The sequence below is a fragment of the Shewanella sp. Koi 1 genome, assembly GCF_052907445.1.
Genome location: NZ_JBREJM010000001.1, coordinates 3,693,464 through 3,709,805 on the forward strand (window position 1 = coordinate 3,693,464; position 16,342 = coordinate 3,709,805).

General features: G+C 48.2%; 12 protein-coding genes. 2 read left to right on the forward strand and 10 right to left on the reverse strand.

The annotated features are described in order from the left end of the window. Positions 1-4 precede the first annotated feature (4 nt). The 9 genes from ACUZ8J_RS16355 to ACUZ8J_RS16395 form a co-directional block, all read right to left on the reverse strand. The gene (locus tag ACUZ8J_RS16355) at positions 5-637 is read right to left on the reverse strand and encodes an NADH:ubiquinone reductase (Na(+)-transporting) subunit D (RefSeq protein WP_011621733.1); all 633 of its coding nucleotides are present in this window, start codon (positions 635-637) and stop codon (positions 5-7) included. Next, positions 637-1,425: a Na(+)-translocating NADH-quinone reductase subunit C gene (locus ACUZ8J_RS16360; RefSeq protein ID WP_011621732.1), complete on the reverse strand. Its 789-nt coding sequence runs from the start codon at positions 1,423-1,425 to the stop codon at positions 637-639. Before ACUZ8J_RS16360 ends, ACUZ8J_RS16355 begins: the two co-directional genes overlap by 1 nt. After that, entirely contained in the window at positions 1,418-2,617 is a 1,200-nt protein-coding gene (locus tag ACUZ8J_RS16365; RefSeq protein ID WP_011716068.1) for an NADH:ubiquinone reductase (Na(+)-transporting) subunit B, read from the reverse strand. Before ACUZ8J_RS16365 ends, ACUZ8J_RS16360 begins: the two co-directional genes overlap by 8 nt. Next, the gene (locus ACUZ8J_RS16370) at positions 2,617-3,951 is read right to left on the reverse strand and encodes a Na(+)-translocating NADH-quinone reductase subunit A (RefSeq protein WP_055647166.1); all 1,335 of its coding nucleotides are present in this window, start codon (positions 3,949-3,951) and stop codon (positions 2,617-2,619) included. Before ACUZ8J_RS16370 ends, ACUZ8J_RS16365 begins: the two co-directional genes overlap by 1 nt. 403 nt (positions 3,952-4,354) lie before the next feature. Continuing rightward, on the reverse strand, positions 4,355-6,406 hold the full coding sequence (locus tag ACUZ8J_RS16375; RefSeq protein WP_446694370.1) for a TonB-dependent receptor domain-containing protein: 2,052 nt from the start codon (positions 6,404-6,406) through the stop codon (positions 4,355-4,357). 139 nt (positions 6,407-6,545) lie between these two features. Then, positions 6,546-7,055 (reverse strand): S-ribosylhomocysteine lyase, encoded by a 510-nt coding sequence (gene luxS / locus ACUZ8J_RS16380; protein ID WP_011625409.1) that lies wholly within the window; start codon positions 7,053-7,055, stop codon positions 6,546-6,548. Between the two features lie 155 nt (positions 7,056-7,210). Continuing rightward, the gene (locus ACUZ8J_RS16385) at positions 7,211-8,326 is read right to left on the reverse strand and encodes a TRAP transporter substrate-binding protein (protein WP_446694371.1); all 1,116 of its coding nucleotides are present in this window, start codon (positions 8,324-8,326) and stop codon (positions 7,211-7,213) included. 203 nt (positions 8,327-8,529) lie between these two features. Then, positions 8,530-8,850, reverse strand: a complete 321-nt coding sequence (locus tag ACUZ8J_RS16390; RefSeq protein ID WP_011621726.1) for a BolA family protein — start codon at positions 8,848-8,850, stop codon at positions 8,530-8,532. A gap of 134 nt (positions 8,851-8,984) precedes the next feature. Continuing rightward, complete coding sequence (locus tag ACUZ8J_RS16395) at positions 8,985-9,644, reverse strand: alpha-ketoglutarate-dependent dioxygenase AlkB family protein (protein WP_446694372.1); 660 nt, start codon at positions 9,642-9,644, stop codon at positions 8,985-8,987. Between the two features lie 177 nt (positions 9,645-9,821). On the opposite strand from ACUZ8J_RS16395, the gene ACUZ8J_RS16400 reads away from it, so the two are divergent. Both ACUZ8J_RS16400 and ACUZ8J_RS16405 read left to right on the forward strand, forming a co-directional pair. Further along, complete coding sequence (locus tag ACUZ8J_RS16400; protein ID WP_446694373.1) at positions 9,822-10,955, forward strand: methyltransferase; 1,134 nt, start codon at positions 9,822-9,824, stop codon at positions 10,953-10,955. Positions 10,956-11,160: 205 nt separating this feature from the next. Then, positions 11,161-14,307 carry a DUF2339 domain-containing protein gene (locus ACUZ8J_RS16405; protein ID WP_446694374.1) on the forward strand — a complete coding sequence of 1,049 codons (3,147 nt, stop codon included), beginning with the start codon at positions 11,161-11,163 and terminating at the stop codon, positions 14,305-14,307. A gap of 352 nt (positions 14,308-14,659) precedes the next feature. Here the strand turns inward: ACUZ8J_RS16405 and ACUZ8J_RS16410 are convergent, their stop codons facing one another. Continuing rightward, positions 14,660-15,952, reverse strand: coding sequence for an O-acetylhomoserine aminocarboxypropyltransferase/cysteine synthase family protein (locus ACUZ8J_RS16410; RefSeq protein ID WP_446694375.1), 1,293 nt, complete (start codon positions 15,950-15,952; stop codon positions 14,660-14,662). Positions 15,953-16,342 lie beyond the last annotated feature (390 nt).

A 16,342-nucleotide genomic window follows, 5' to 3' on the forward strand; every position in this document is an offset into this window, starting at 1 on the left:
CAAATTACCCTTTTGCTTCAACTTGCTCTGGCTTATAGGTACGAATAATCCAAATCAGAATACCGATCAGGAAGAACGCACTTGGCGGCAGTAATAACAGACCGTTTGGTTGATACCAGCCACCTTCAGAGATCTTGTGCAGGATTTGAACACCGAACAGAGAACCGTTACCAAACAGTTCACGCACGAAGCCAACGGCTAACAGAATCGCACCGTAACCTAAACCGTTACCGATACCATCCATAAAGCTCATCATTGGCGGTGTTTTCATCGCATAGGCTTCAGCGCGACCCATTACGATACAGTTCGTAATGATAAGGCCCACGAATACCGATAACTGCTTAGAAATCTGATAAGCATAAGCCTGCAGCAATTGGTCAACCACGATTACCAGAGAGGCAATAATGGTCATCTGTACGATAATACGTACGCTACTAGGAATATGGTTACGGATCATTGAGATAAACAGGTTAGAAAACGCTGTTACCGCAGTTAATGCCAACGCCATTACCAGTGCAGTTTCGAGCTTGCTCGTTACCGCTAACGCACTACATACACCAAGTACCTGTAATGCAATCGGGTTGTTGTTGACGATAGGTCCAGTCAGAACCTGTTTCAGTTCTTTAGCGTCAGACATTAGCTGAGACCTCCATTGCGTGCTTTTTCAATGAAACTCGCAAAACCTTCTTTACCTAACCAGAATGTTAGAGAGTGTTGAACACCGTTACTGGTCAGAGTCGCGCCGGATAATGCATCCACACCGTATTCAGTGCTAGCAACAGCTGGGTTTTTAGTTACGCTGATTGCAATGTTACCTTGCTCATCAAATAACTTCTTACCGTGCCATTTCGCTTTCCACTGAGCGTTTTGCACTTCACCACCAAGACCTGGGGTTTCGCCTTGCTCGTAGTACACTAAGCTTTGAATCGTGTTCAGATCAGCATCTAACGCGAGGAAAGCATACATAGTCGACCACAGGCCATAACCATGAACTGGCAGGATCACACTGGTTAACTTACCTTGTTCGTCACGCACTAAATAAACCACTGCATCTTCAGCAACACGCTTAACAGAAGCGATGTCGTTTTCAGGTACAAATGAGGTTTTCACATCGCGAGACGCTTTGCGTTGATCGAATGTGTTGGCATCAACACCTTCAACCCAATCACCGGTTTTTAAGTTAACTAACTTAGCTTCGATGTGCTTGCTGTAAGTATCCAAAATCTGAGCTTTGGTTACTTTGCCCGCTTTCGTGTCAATCAGACCCGCAGCTTCGAGGATGTACTTTTGCTTATCAAGCAGCTTGTTTTCTGCTTGAGTTGGGCGCAGTAATACTGCCGCTGTCGACACGAATATCGCACAAATTAGACATAAGCCAACGACGATAAATAACGTTCTGCCGAACGAATCTTTATTACTAGCCACGAGCAATCCTCCGCTTGATATTTGCCTGAACCACGAAGTGGTCGAACAATGGCGCGAACAAGTTAGCAAACAGAATCGCTAACATCATGCCTTCTGGGAATGCAGGGTTAATCACGCGGATAAACACAGCCATTGCACCAATCAAGATACCGTATGCCCATTTAGCTTGGTTAGTGAACGACGCAGACACTGGGTCAGTCGCCATAAACATCATGCCAAATGCAAAACCACCTAACACTAAGTGCCAGTACCAAGGCATTGCAAACATTGGGTTAGTGTCGCTACCGATCACATTTAACAGTGTAGAGATAGCAATCATACCGACCATCACGCCGCCAACGATGCGCCATGAAGCGATACGGGTATAGATGATAACCAGACCACCTAACAGAATCGCCAGAGTCGATACTTCACCCACAGAGCCTGGAATGAAACCGAAGAACGCATCCCACCAGTTTTGGTTGAATGTGTAATCTAAAGTACCCGCTGCCGCTTGGCTCAGAGCCGTTGCACCAGAGTAACCGTCAGCGACAACCCATGAAGTGTCACCAGACATGTTCAGTGGGTAAGCGAAGAACAGGAAGGCACGACCGGCTAATGCTGGGTTTAAGAAGTTACGACCAGTACCACCGAACACTTCTTTAGCCACAACCACACCGAAGGTGATACCTAAGGCCACCATCCACAATGGGATAGTTGCTGGCAGGGTTAACGCGAACAGGATAGAGGTAACGAAGAAACCTTCGTTAACTTCGTGGCCACGGATAGCGGCAAACAGCACTTCCCAAATACCACCTACGGCGAAAGTCACCGCGTAGATAGGTAGGAAGAAACATGCGCCGTACCACATCAGTGCTGGCCAGCCAGAGTTGGCGGTCAGTTCGGTACCGAACATGCCGAACAGGCTCACTTGCCATACGTCAGGCGTTGCAAAACCCGCGATTAACGCAAGTTGTGCTTGCAAACCTACGTTGTACATACCCACGAACATCGCAGGGAAGGCACAGGCCCAAACCGTGATCATCATACGTTTCAGGTCGATGTTGTCGCGAACATGGGTTTTACCCTTGTTCACTTTACCCGGCGTATAAAAAATGGTGTATGCCGCTTCGAAGAGGGCATAAAACTTTTCGTATTTACCGCCTTTTTCAAAGTCGGGTTCAATACGTTCGAAAAAATCTTTCAAGCTCATTAGCCTTCCCTCTCGATCGTATCTAAACAGTCACGCAGATATGAACCGTAGTCATATTTGCCTGGACATACGAACGTACACAGTGCGAGATCTTCTTCATCCAACTCTAACGCGCCTAAAGTGGCAGCACCGTCAAAGTCACCTGAGATCAGGTCACGCAGCAACATAGTAGGAAGAATATCCAATGGCATTACACGCTCGTAGTTGCCGATTGGCACCATAGCGCGGTCTGAACCACCAGTGCTCGTTGTCATGTTGAACAGACGAGAAGCGCTTAAGTGGCCAAGGAATGCACGGGTAATAGAGTATTTGTTTGAGCCTGGTAACACCCAACCAAAGAATTCTTTTTCAGTGCCTTCTTCTAACAGACTCACCTGCGCGTGGTAACGACCTAAATATCCTTGAGGACCTACAGCAGTACGGCCATTCAGCACAGAACCTGAAACAACACGTACGTTACCATCTAAGGTTTCGCCCGCGGTCAGTTCAGTCATGCTTGCACCTAAAACAGTGCGAACCAAACGTGGCTTAGCCGCTTTAGGACCGGCAATAGCGACCACGCGTTCGGTATTCAGTTGACCGGTAGTAAATAGCTGACCAATGGCTATTACATCTTGGTAACCGACATGCCAAACAGTACGTTTTGCAGAAGCTGGAAGTAGGAAATGGATATGAGTACCAACAAGACCCGCAGGGTGAACACCGGCAAATTCTTCAACTTGGGCATTAGCGGCAGGAATATCGGCGCCAGGCGCTTTACAAAGGTAAACTTTACCTTCGGTAAGTCTTGCTAAGACCTTAAGACCATTAGCAAAATCTTCTTTATGCTCACGGATCACTACAACAGGATCGGCGGCATGGGGTTGCGTATCAATCGCGGTTACAAAAATACCAGCGGCAGAAGAATCTACGGCAGGCACTTTGCTGAAAGGACGTGTACGCAATGCAGTCCATAAGCCTGATTCGATCAGGTTGTCACGGACCAGTTGCGAGTCTAGCGTATCGAGAGCAGTGGCGTCATACTTAGCAAAGGCAACGCTTTCGTTCCCTTCTACTTGAATAACAACAGACTGCAGCACACGCTGGGCGCCCCGGTTAATGTCTAATATAGTACCACTGGCTAAAGCCGTATATTTTACGCCAGGATTTTTCTTATCTTCGAAAATCACCTGACCTTTTTGTACTTTATCGCCCACTTTGATCTTCATCGTTGGACGTAAGCCAATATACTCTTCACCCAAAGTAGCTACATGTTTAATGGCTGGGCCATTATGGATAACTTGCTCTGGTCCGCCTGCTATAGGCAGTTCCAATCCTTTCTTAATTGTAATCATATCCACAAGCACTACGTTTTGAAGGAAAGACAATGCGCCGCGTTCCTGCTAAATACTGAGGTTTTAAACAAAACCTACTGCATTGAGCTAGCGCAGATTTATCACAGAAATGCGATCGCAATCACGCTGGTCGCGCGCATTTTACCCCAATTGCCGTGGCATCGCCACGAAAATTATAGGTGATTTCAAACCTCAAATAAGGATTTAAAAGAATCATGCGCTACAGCGTTCACCTTCCGACCGAATGAGGGCTCAGAAAGAGAAAATATTACGGTCGTCAAATACTATAACATTAATTTTAAAAGAAATAATTTAGCGAAAGGTCGATACCTCTTTATGGCGAGGCTTAATACGACCATTTCGCTTTCTCGTTGAATAATCTTTAAACAAGATTTAATTCAGTTTAAAAACGCCATTGATAACCCAAATAGCTGATCCGTCCATTTTCAGACCGAATTCCGCTATTTGATGCTGTGGTGACTAAGGACTCATCGAGTAGGTTTTCGACGCGAATATACAACCTATGGTGTTTATCAAAATCATAGTTTGCCGCTAAATCGACCCGCCATTGGCCCGAAACCTGTTGCAATTCGCTGCCAAATTGGCTGAAATTCCGCTCCGATTGATAGGCCGCCTCAAGATTTAGTTGATATTCGCCGTAGTTAACCCCCGCACTCAATTGCAATTGATGCTCGGGTAACCAAGCCAATCTCTCTCCCTCCAGAACACAGCCTTGAACATCGGTGCAAGTGCTGGTTTGATACTCGGCGCTAAGATATTGATAATTTAGCCCTAAGGGTAGCTCTACCCCACCCAGATCCCAGCGATAGCCAAGGCCAAGTTCTACGCCGTAGGTGAGCACATCGGGAATATTCTCTTGGGTTAACAAGCGTTCATCGGCGCACATCGAATAGCTATCGCAGTCCACATGTAAATTATCGAACTCTTGAACATAGGCCCGTAAATCCGCTTTTATCCCTTCGCGCGCATATTGGGCGCTCACTTGATAATGAAGCGACACCTGAGCCTCTTGGGTAGTATTCCCCGCGCTTGCCGCAGTCCAGGCACGACGGATATCGGTACTAAAACGCCAATCGCCCGCATCATAGAGAACACCTAATTGCGGCATCCAATCACTATCGGAGAAATCCGCTTCATCCAGCCCCGCAAACGCTTGCTTCACTTCACGATTGACAGTCACATGCTCGTAAGTAAGCCCTAACTTGATTTGCATGCCTTGCCAGCGGAATAACGAATCGATGGCCGACGTCAGCGCAGTGGCATCATCGGTATAAGCGAACAGGGCGTTTGACTCATCAGCCATCAGACTTCTATCCGCTTGCCATAACGCGGTTTGCTCGCCAAAGTGCATTTCGGCCTTATCCGTATGATAACGAGCGCTGTAAATAATTTGATGTTCGCCGTATTGGTTTATGGCTTGGGTCTGGGCGCCAAAGGCGCTGTAATCGTTGTCTTGGACGAGCAGAGCGACATCATTAACATCCGCGGTTGGCGCACGGTCAAAGGCGGCGATGTCCGCAAGCGTTGCAGCGTCAATCTCTTGCCCATTAAACAAGCCAAGTTGGTTCAGTTGTTGTGAATAGGACTGATAGTAAAAGTCAGTGATCACTTTACTGCCGCCTAAATCCACTTGGTGTGATAGCTGATACTTGTGCTGCCGTCCCTGGTGGTTATCTTGTGCCGTTGCCGAATATAAGAGTAAGGGATCCTGTTGCCAGTCCGCTGCCGTGATACCAAGCTGCGAGCGATAGCTGTCATCATCGATAAATTGGTAAGTAAATTCTGTTTGCTGCGGACTACGAGCCCCGAGCAAACTGGCGGCGTTGACCTTAAACAGCAGGTCAGTTTTTTTTCTATCGGCATCGCTACCGTTGAAAAAATTGGCATCACCTTGTTCTTGAAGATAATTCGCCGCGAATAAGGCTCCATATTCCTTTTGCTTAACACCCCAAGTCATGCCGGCATTGAAGTCGGAATCCGTTGTGCCTTCAACCTGAAAACTACCAGACTGAGGTTGGTCGGCAATTTCAAGGCTCTGGTAATTCACTACCCCAAAGGCCCCCTGCCCGCCTACCGTCATATTTGCCAGTGGTGTACTCGTGACATTTTGCTGTAGTAAAAGGTTAGGCAGTAACTGCAACTGCGGCGCCGAATAAGGCGCGGGTGAAAAATACACCCTATCTTGCATCACAGCTACTCCTTGGCTGGCGGAGCGCATACTGATATTCGCACTGTTTCCGCTGTGGTCGGCTCGCAATAAGGTTAGGCTGTTTAAGTAACTCAACTGCATCCCATCATCACTGGAGTGATACAGGTTATTGAGTTCAATCAGATCGAGCGTCTGAGAATGGAGCGGATTTGCATTAAGTTTATTAGGGTAAACACAGGAAACCGCAAGCGCGGTCAGCGACATCACAAAGTAGCGACTGGACATACCAAGCTCCCAAAAGTGTTTGTTAGCGTACGGCGTTTTTGTTGTTATTTTGTAAAATAGCTGAATTTACTCGAAAAAAAAAGCGACGAATGTCGCTTTCTTGACGCTAACACTTTGGACATCGCTAGCGCAGCAAAGCTTAGAGTTGACCTAAGATCTCATCGCTGAGTTTTAAGTCGTCGTTCCGGTTAACACTCACGCCTGCGGCGATAATGTTGCGGGCAATATCTTGTGCTTGTTCTAACGAGTGCATCTGATAAGTACCACATTGATACTCGTTAAGCTCAGGAATTTCAGATTGCTCAACCACTTTGAGCACATCTTCCATAGAGGCAAGCCATGCATCGGCCACTTGGCGCTCGCTGGGCTCACCAATCAGGCTCATGTAGAAACCAGTGCGGCATCCCATTGGTGAAATATCAATAATTTCAACATCGCTGCCGTTAAGATGATCACGCATAAAGCCCGCAAACAAATGCTCTAGGGTATGGATACCGCGCTCGCTGAGGATATCTTTATTCGGTGCACAAAAACGCAGATCGAATACGGTAATGGCATCGCCTTTGGGGGTACTCATATGTTTGGCAACGCGCACGGCAGGCGCATTCATCCGTGTATGGTCAACGGTAAAGCTATCAAGTAATGGCATAGGGCTCTCCAAATTCTTAGGGCGATACAACCGCTATCGGTTTATGGGCGCAAGCATAACACCAAATGGATTCGGTCGATAACAAGATAATGTAAGATGAAATCATCTCATATCAATCAGACGCTAATATGAACATTTTGTTCAAATTAGCAGCATTAGTGCTGACGCTGCAGGCTGTAAGCATCCTCAGAAATCTTATGATACTCACGCACCCCTTGCTCATACGCATGGTAAGCGCGGTACACTTTGCGCATCATAGGGTCTTGCTCCGCCTGTTCTTCAATGACCTGCTGTGAAATACGTTCAAGCTCGCTAAGCACCTCTGGCGGGAATGCCTTCAGCACCACACCTTCGTCTTTTACTAAGGTTTCAAGGGCGGTCACGTTACGCGTGGTGTATTCGTCCAACATATCTTGATTGATAGCACGCGCCGCGCCTTTGACTATGGCCTGTAAATCTTCGGGCAGACTCTCGAAGGCGGCTTTATTGATCAAGAACTCCATATTGGAGCCAGGCTCATGCCAGCCGGGATAATAGTAATATTTGGCGACTTTATGTAAGCCAAAGGCAAGGTCATTAACTGGCCCAACCCACTCAGCCGCATCAATCGACCCCGTTTGCAAAGCGCCATAAAGCTCCCTGCCCGCCATATTAACGGGAACGGCACCGACACGTTTCAGCACTTCGCCCCCGAGGCCTGGCATACGGATCTTCAAGCCTTTAAAGTCGGCAATAGTGTTGATGGGTTTATTAAACCAGCCCCCCATCTGCATGCCCGTATTGCCCCCCGCTAATGGAATAATACCAAAGGGACGATAGACTTCCTCCCACAGTGCCATGCCGCCACCATAATGCAGCCAGCCGTTCATCTCTTGGGCCGTCATGCCAAAGGGGATAGAAGAAAAAAACTGTGAGGCGGGCGCTTTCCCCTTCCAATAATAGGAGGCGGCGTGGGCCATCTGCACTTTACCTTGGCTCACCCCGTCGAATACCGCAAAGGCAGGCATGAGTTCACCCGCGCCATACACATGAATTTGTAAACGGCCATGGGACATGTCGTTGACCAGCTTAGCAAAACGCTCAGGCGCCATACCTAAACCAGCAAAGTTTTTCGGCCACGACGTGGCTAAGCGCCACTCAATCACCTCTTTGGCGGGAGCCGAGTCAGGATGGGGCGATGCAGAAATCTGTTCGGTCTTTGAAGGCGCAGGATTACACCCACCGAGTCCAATCAATAATACCGCAAGCAATAGACTCCCCAAATGACGCATCAAACCTCTCCCAGAAGACAAATAACCAGTTAACAGTATGAAAATTAGCGTGCTTTTATCGAACAACGAACGCTTAACGCTGCTGAAATAAAACATATTGTTAACACATAAAGTTAGGGAGGGAAACCCAATAATTTCCTCAATTTGACCTAAAACAAAAAAGCCACGTTGATAACGTGGCTTTTATAAAATCAGGGGCGCAATTAACCGCGACAATTTGGCGTTTTAGGCACTTCAACATCCTTAGCCCATTCACTCTGAGTGAAGGTATGGATAGAAAGTGCATGCACACCGTTCGCTAATTCATCGGCTAAACAATTGTTTACCAAACGATGGCGGGCAAGTAAGCGAAGGCCTTCAAATTCATCACTGACGACAACCACTTTAAAGTGAGTCTCTGAATTTGGCGGAACATGGTGACGATGGCTTTCGTTAAGGACTTCTAAATGAGTTGGCGAGAAGCTTTCAGTCAGCTTCTTATCAATGGTCTGTGCCACTGTGCCCTGCGCATGGGTATTGGACATATTCAAATCTCAACATGGGAAAATCCAGTGGCCGCAGAGTACTGCTTCAAGTACAAAAGATCAAATCCCAACGTCAGCTTTGCGGCTTTAAACTGAGCCAATTTAGCAACAGTATGAAATGATTTAGCTTTCAATCAGCCATGATAATTAACAATCAATTGCCTAAAGGTGTAGTTCCAACGGGGTTCCTTAACCTTTAAGCGCTTAGGCACGCTGTGTAACCAATCTTGCTGCATTGGCCAGTGCATGATCAGTAAGTCACCACTGTGTAAGCTAATAGTGTATTTCACCCTGCTGTGTTTATGTTTAATCACAAAATCCCGCGAGGCGCCAAGGCTGATAGAGGCAATGTCAGTGCCGCTTGCAATCTCGGGCTCATCATCGCTGTGGGCGCCCATGCAATCTTGACCATCGGCATAGCGATTCACTAACACACCATTGCTGCCTAGGCCAAAATCCCGCTGCAGTTTGTCGCGCAATTTTTGCAAATACTTAGGCCAAGGCAGAGCACGAATAAATAGCCCTGAATATAAGTAGTCGCATCCCGCATCGCCATACCAAACCTGCAACCTTGGAATGGCATGATATTCCCCAAACACTTGGATTTGTGGGCGGCTCAGCGGGTAAGATTCGGCCTCCTTGAGTAAGGCATGTTGCTGCGCCACATTCAAATAATCCCTAATTAAGGTAATAGGCGGCTCGACCTGTGCCGCATCTTGGCTATGAGCACAAGAGCTTCCTCTAGCAGCTTCAATATTGACCTCAGGCTCGAGTCCTAAATCGACTTGTTTCATGCAGCACCTTATTACAACTGACGACGTGATTGACCCCGCTCAATTACCCATGAATGCGCGAGCGGATACACAACCTCAGGCAAGCATCGCACGATGAGCGGAAATCTGCGATAATCTGCGCCTTATTTTTATTGGCAGCATTTTTATTGGCGCCGTTTTTATTGGCATAGTACAAAGATGACGACACAATTTTCAGTGGCAGGGATTGAGCTTGAACTATTTCGCTACCCCGCTTCGCAGGAATCCAATCTCCAAGCTTGGGATGCGGCAGACGAGCATTTGATTAACACCCTAGTCGAAGGCGGACAAACCGCTGTGCCAACGGCCATTATCAACGACAGCTTTGGCGCCTTAAGCTGTGCCCTATCGCGGCTCACTCCCGATTGGCCACTAAATGTCGAAAGCGATGCCAGAACCAGTTTTTTAGGTGCAGAGCAAAATCATCATCGCAATCAGTTGCCTATGGATAACCTCACCTGGTTTACCAGTCGCGATGCCTTGCCTGGCGATCTCGCCCTCGTGTTGATGAAGCTGCCTAAAAACCTCACTTACTTTGCCCACCAGCTAATGCGCTTATCCCAAGTGTTGCCCGCGGGCAGTAAAGTGTTGGTTGGTGCAAAAGCCAAGTCAATCAACGCCAGCTTATTGGAAGTCTTTGCCAAATACTTAGGGCCAGCGAGCGCCAGCCTCGCGTGGAAGAAAACCCGCGTCATCACCTGTATTAGCGATGGTAAGCCACGTGCCTTACCAAAGGAAATCACTTGGGATATTCCCGAATTTAATCTCCACATCAGCAATTTAAGCAATGTGTTTGCCGCCAATAAACTCGATATCGGCGCGCGCATTATGTTGGATAACCTCCCTCAGGGCGATTTTAAAACAATTGTCGACCTAGGTTGTGGTAATGGCGTGCTCGGTCTGCGTGCCGCCCAGTTATACCCAAATGCCGAAATCCATTTTATTGATGATTCCGAAATGGCGGTGGCCTCGGCAAAAGCCAATTGGGCAAACAACCAACTCCCCAATGAAAAAGGCTATTTTCATTGGGACGATTGTATGACCCATTTACCCGATGAAGTGGAGCCGGATTTAGTACTCTGCAACCCGCCCTTCCATCAGGGCGAGGCGATTACCGATCACATTGCTTGGCAGATGTTTTTAGACGCGCGTCGCCGACTCAAAAATGGCGGCATTTTACATATAGTGGGTAATCGCCACTTGGCTTACCACGTGAAATTGCAGCGTTTATTTAAAAACTGCACTACTGTTGCCTCCAACGGCAAATTTGTGATCCTGCAAGCGCAGAAATAACCGCTTTAGCTCAGCAAAGATAGGCCAAAATAATGGCGCTATCTTTGCTCTCTCTTTTCATTCCAGCATCAGCGCATACTGAATAACGGCTTTCGCTAGCCGTCCCCCTAAGTTGTCAGTACAATCTTTGGCAGCAAATGCATAAAAGTGAGTCACTTAGACTTTTATGCCCCATGGATATGGAAAGCATATTTAGGATATTGAGATGCCGTTAAAGGATGACGTTGACCAACTCAAGGCAGAATTGGCACAGTTAAAACTGCAGCACCTGTCGCAGCAATCTTCACTCAGCCGCCAACTGGCAGAATTCTCGGCCAAGCTCGACAGCATCAGTCTTCAGCTTGAGCAGCAAGACAATGGCCCTCTCACCACCCCATCCGCGAGTGTGGACGATATCACGGCACCATTCGGCACGACGATTGATTCAGGGGATGAGCGCGTTTCGCTGCAATCTGAAGAGCTTACCCCCCATATCCAGCCGCAAATGCCCGAGGCAAATCCTTGGCAAGACGATCCTTGGCAGCGCCACGCAAAGGCTCCCTCAAAAGCCATGCATTCACCTGAGGATTCGCAGCAGGATGATTCGCAGAAAGATAAGGCCTTTTCTCAGCAAGCCGGACTTGAAGTGGGTGTGCAGGCCACAAGTCAGTTAGAGACCATCTTATCCCAAGGCGTTGCCGTCATCATGGCGCCATTTGCGGCCATCAGCGAACAGGTCAAAGGCTTTTATCAGCATTATCAAGCCAAGGGCTTAGGCCCAGTGTTTTTGATGACGGTCGCGGGCATCATCACCCTAACTCTGGGTTTTGGTTATCTACTGCAATATTCAATCAACCATTGGTTTTCCGAACTCGGTAAAGCCCTGCTGGGTTTTGGCTGCGCCAATGCGATCATTGCGGGCGGGATTTTTATCCGCCAAAAAAGGGCGGGCATGGCCGACTTTGGCTCTGGGATTGTCGGATTAGGCCTCATCCTAAACTATCTCTGCGCCTATTTTATTGGCCCTTACTTTGAGATTATCCCCAATAGTGCCAGCTTTATCCTGCTGCTATTGATTACCTTAGCGGGCTATGGCCTGTCGATGCGGCTCGATGCCAAGGTCATAGCCGTGATAGCCTTAGTCGGCGGTTCGATGGCACCTATGATGCTGTTATCCCAAAGCTATGCGCCGTTACTGTATATTCCCTATCTGCTACTGATTGGTGCGGGCGCCCTCGCCCAAAGCCGTAAATTACACTGGCCATTACTGCTTGAAATCACCGCCTTCCTGCATATCGCCTGCATCGAAGCCTTCAGCTATTTTGTCGATTTACCGCTCACCCAATGGGGCGGCGCTGCAGTGCTCGCCCTAGTGAGCATTAACGCACTGTTTTATCTCTATGGTCTATATGGGTTTATGGTCAATCCTTCAACGACCTCACTCAGCCATAGAGCCCTCGTTCTGCCGATAGCCCTACTGGCATTTGCTCTCTTCGAAATCACCCAATTTACGCCATTTGCCGGGGAGATTTTTATCGCTAACGCACTCATCTGTGCGGGCTTATACCTTAAGCTTAAGTCTCGACTCACCCCGTCCCAACGCAGTCTCTTATTAGTCTTTGGCGGCAGTTTTGCCGCTTTTGCCGCCCTTTATCTATTAAGCCATGATTTTCTCGGATTAGTACTTATCCTCGAAGCATTGCTCCTGCTCTGGATTGGCCTTAAGGAGAAACTGATTTCGGTACGCGCCGAAGCCTATGTGTTATTGCTAACAGGGCTTATGCTCAATTTATATGCGGTGCTGACAGGTTTTTCCTTACTCGGACTTGGCGAGCGAACGCCTATGGCGGCACTTGGGTTCCCGCTGCTCGCCTTAGCCTTAAGCGCGGCGGCACTGCTATTTGTTATCCGCCAAATAGCCAATGATGAGTTACCACTGTCACGGCTTGAGCTGCAACTGAGCTATTTACTCAAAGAGTTACTCAGCGGTTTTTATGCGGCGACCCTTTTGCTGGCAGCTTTCCTTGTCAGCAGCGATTATTATCTCGCCATCATCCCGCTTGTGAGTCTGTTGCTGTTGTATTTAAGTGGTAAAGACAAGTTGATGGTCAGCGAGTTTGCCGCTTGGCTCTTGCTACTACCGCTCTTATTTACTGTGGTTGAAGGCGTGACCCTTACTGACAGCCTGAGCTTTAGTGCGCAGCCACTGATAGCCAAGCTGGCACGCATCGAATTGTTCGCCGCCCTGCTGCTGGCCCACTATTGGTATCGTAAGCATTATCCAAGTTCGCTGTTCGCCCAAGCCGCCAAGCAGATACAGCTCGGCTGTTATCTGCTACTGCCGCTGCTCTTCTTGCCTAAGGTAATGCGCAGTTATTGGGAATTTACCGCGGTTGCACTCTGGCTTAGCAGTTTGTTCAGCCTCGCCCTTGCCTATGTTATCAAGCATAAAGCCCTTGAGATTGAAGCCAAGATTTTGACTTGGCTGGCGATACTCACCACCGCCAGCTTGTGCCTATTTGAAGTTTGGCAAGGGCTTATCGCGCTGCTCATCGGCGCCCTAGTCATGGGCTTTGTACTGCTGCGTTATCGCAAGCTTGCCAAGCCTTGGGCATCACTGCTAACCCTGCAATGGCAACTTAGCCCTTATTATTTCGCGCTGGTGCTGGCCGTATTGGTCTATGGATTTAATCGTGTTGATGTAGTGGCATGGTCGATGACAGCATTAGCTTTGAGCGGCTACTTTGCACTCTTGCTCCAAAGACGCGCCAAACATGGCGCCACGCAAACGGGATTAATGGCGCACTTAGCCATCGAAACCCAAGCCGCGGTGCGCTCAAGCTACAGCTTGGCCTACGGGCTCTGCCTGGGGCTAGCGCTACTGCCGATAATGCTGCACTTTGAGATATCGTTAAGATTGGACTTGAATAACGCCTTACTATTCCTCTGTGAATTGATGGCATTAGCACTGCTCGCGCTACTTATCTTACGCCGCGGCGTCGCTATTCGTTTGCATCAGCGTTTCTTACCACTGCAGTGGCTCAAATGGGGCTGGCACGGGTTGCTCGCATTGAGTTATCTCACTTGGAGTTATACGTTCGATAATATTATTGCCGCGCCACTCAGTGCCATTCTGCTGGTCGTGCATGGCAGCGTGTTGATGTTTATCAGCCTAAAACCCCAGCATGCGGATATGATCCGCCTCGCCGCCGGACTCTTTACCTTAGCCACACTCAAAGTGTTATTGCTGGATATGGCATCCTTCGAGCTAGTGCAAAAGGTTATCGCTTTTATGGTGATTGGGGTGATCTTACTGACCGTATCTTACTTCTATCAAAAGGCGCGTAATCGCCTACAAGAAGCAAACCAATAAGTCGCCAGTAATGCAAAGTAAAAGGCCGCTAACAATAGCGGCCTTTTCATTCAAATAATCAATCTGCTAGGGCGTGTTGACGTTTCAGAGTTATTTTTGCAGCAATTTGGCTGGCTTTTATGCAAGGCAAAGTCCGTGCAGTGTAGTTATTCTACATAAACGGACGCTAACGCAGCAGAAACGCCTGCCAAATGCTGCCCGAAGGGGTCGTCTGGCAAGTAGGTGCTCTTACTTTCCGTCATAAGAGCAGCTCGTCATTTGAGTAGAATAACGACACTTCATTCCTCGTTTCGCGAGCACGTGCTTGCCAGAACGAACAAAATTTAATCTCGAAACGTCAACACGCCCTAATTTAAGCCAAGGCTTTTTCTAGCGCCTGCGCCACATCGGCAATAATATCGTCGATATGTTCAATGCCAACGGAGATTCGAATTAAGTCCTCAGACACCCCGGCTCTGGCAAGCTCGTTCGCATCCAACTGTCTGTGGGTGGTGCTGGCTGGATGGCAAGCCAGCGACTTGGCATCACCAATGTTCACTAAGCGCAAAATCATCTGCAACGCGTCGATAAACTTGCCACCAGCGATTTTTCCCTCCTCGGGAGTGGCCGCTTTAATCCCGAAACTGATGATCCCAGAGGCTTTACCGCCAGTGATTTTTTGGCAATTTTCACGGTAAGGGCTGCTCGGCAAAGCGCCGTAATTCACCCAACTGACCGAAGGGTGCAGTATCAAGTACTCGGCTAATGCCAAGGCGTTCGAGCAGTGACGATCCATACGTAGGCTCAAGGTTTCCAGCCCTTGTAGCAGCAAAAATGCACTGTGGGGTGAAAGCGCCGCCCCAGTATTACGCAGCGGCACCACACGGCAACGTCCAATAAAGGCTGCGGCGCCAAAGGCCTCGGTATACACCACGCCATGGTAGGAAGGATCGGCTTGATTCAGCAGAGCAAAGCGTTCTTTGTTCGCCACCCAATCGAACTTGCCCGAGTCAATAATCACACCGCCAATCGTCGTACCATGGCCGCCAATGTATTTGGTCAACGAATGAATAACGATATCGGCACCATGCTCAAACGGGCGACATAGAACAGGGGTGGCGACAGTGTTATCGACGATTAAAGGCACGCCGTGTTTATGGGCTATCTCGGCTAAACGTTTAAGGTCGACAATATTGCCGGCGGGGTTACCGATGGACTCACAGAATAGCGCTTTGGTCTTGGCATCGATTAAGGCATCAAGCTCTTCAAAGTCATCGAAGGCTGCCATCCGCACTTCGACTCCTTGGCGCGGCAGCGTATGGGCAAACAGATTATAAGTGCCGCCATAGAGTTGGCTGGTACTGACAATATTGTCCCCCACCTGAGTAAGGGCTTGAATCGCATAGGTAATGGCCGCCATTCCCGAGGCTAGTGCGAGTGCGCCTATGCCGCCTTCAATGGCCGCAAGCCGCTGTTCGAGCACGCTGGTCGTCGGGTTCATAATCCGCGTGTAGATATTGCCTGCGACTTTTAAGTCAAATAAATCAGCACCATGTTGGGTATCATCGAAGGTGTAGGAAGTGGTTTGATAAATAGGTACCGCAGCGGCTTTCGTGGTCGCCTCTGATTCATATCCGTGGTGTAACGCCAGTGATTCAAGTTTCATCTTTGTGTCCTTCCCCAATAAATTCCCCAAGCCGTTCCTCAAACATAGCCACTCCCCAAGGCAAATCGAGGGTGTGCGCTACGCAAATTGATGCTCCGATCGCACAAGATTTGTGCACTGTAGCCAAGCTAACAGATGGACATCTAGAAGTCTAAATAATTTTCAGATCTACATTAAGAATGTGCGACAAATGCCAAAAAAGAAGGCCTATCATTCACTAAAATAATAAATATTCTTTTACTGGTTAATGATCATTATTTTAAATATTATCATGCTTGCTTTATTTTTTTAGTTGGCCTATGGTATGGGTCATTAATTAGTGATTAATCATCAAGCACTGAATGATTAATTTAGCCTTAATTTTAGATGGAGATGTAGCACTATGTTAAA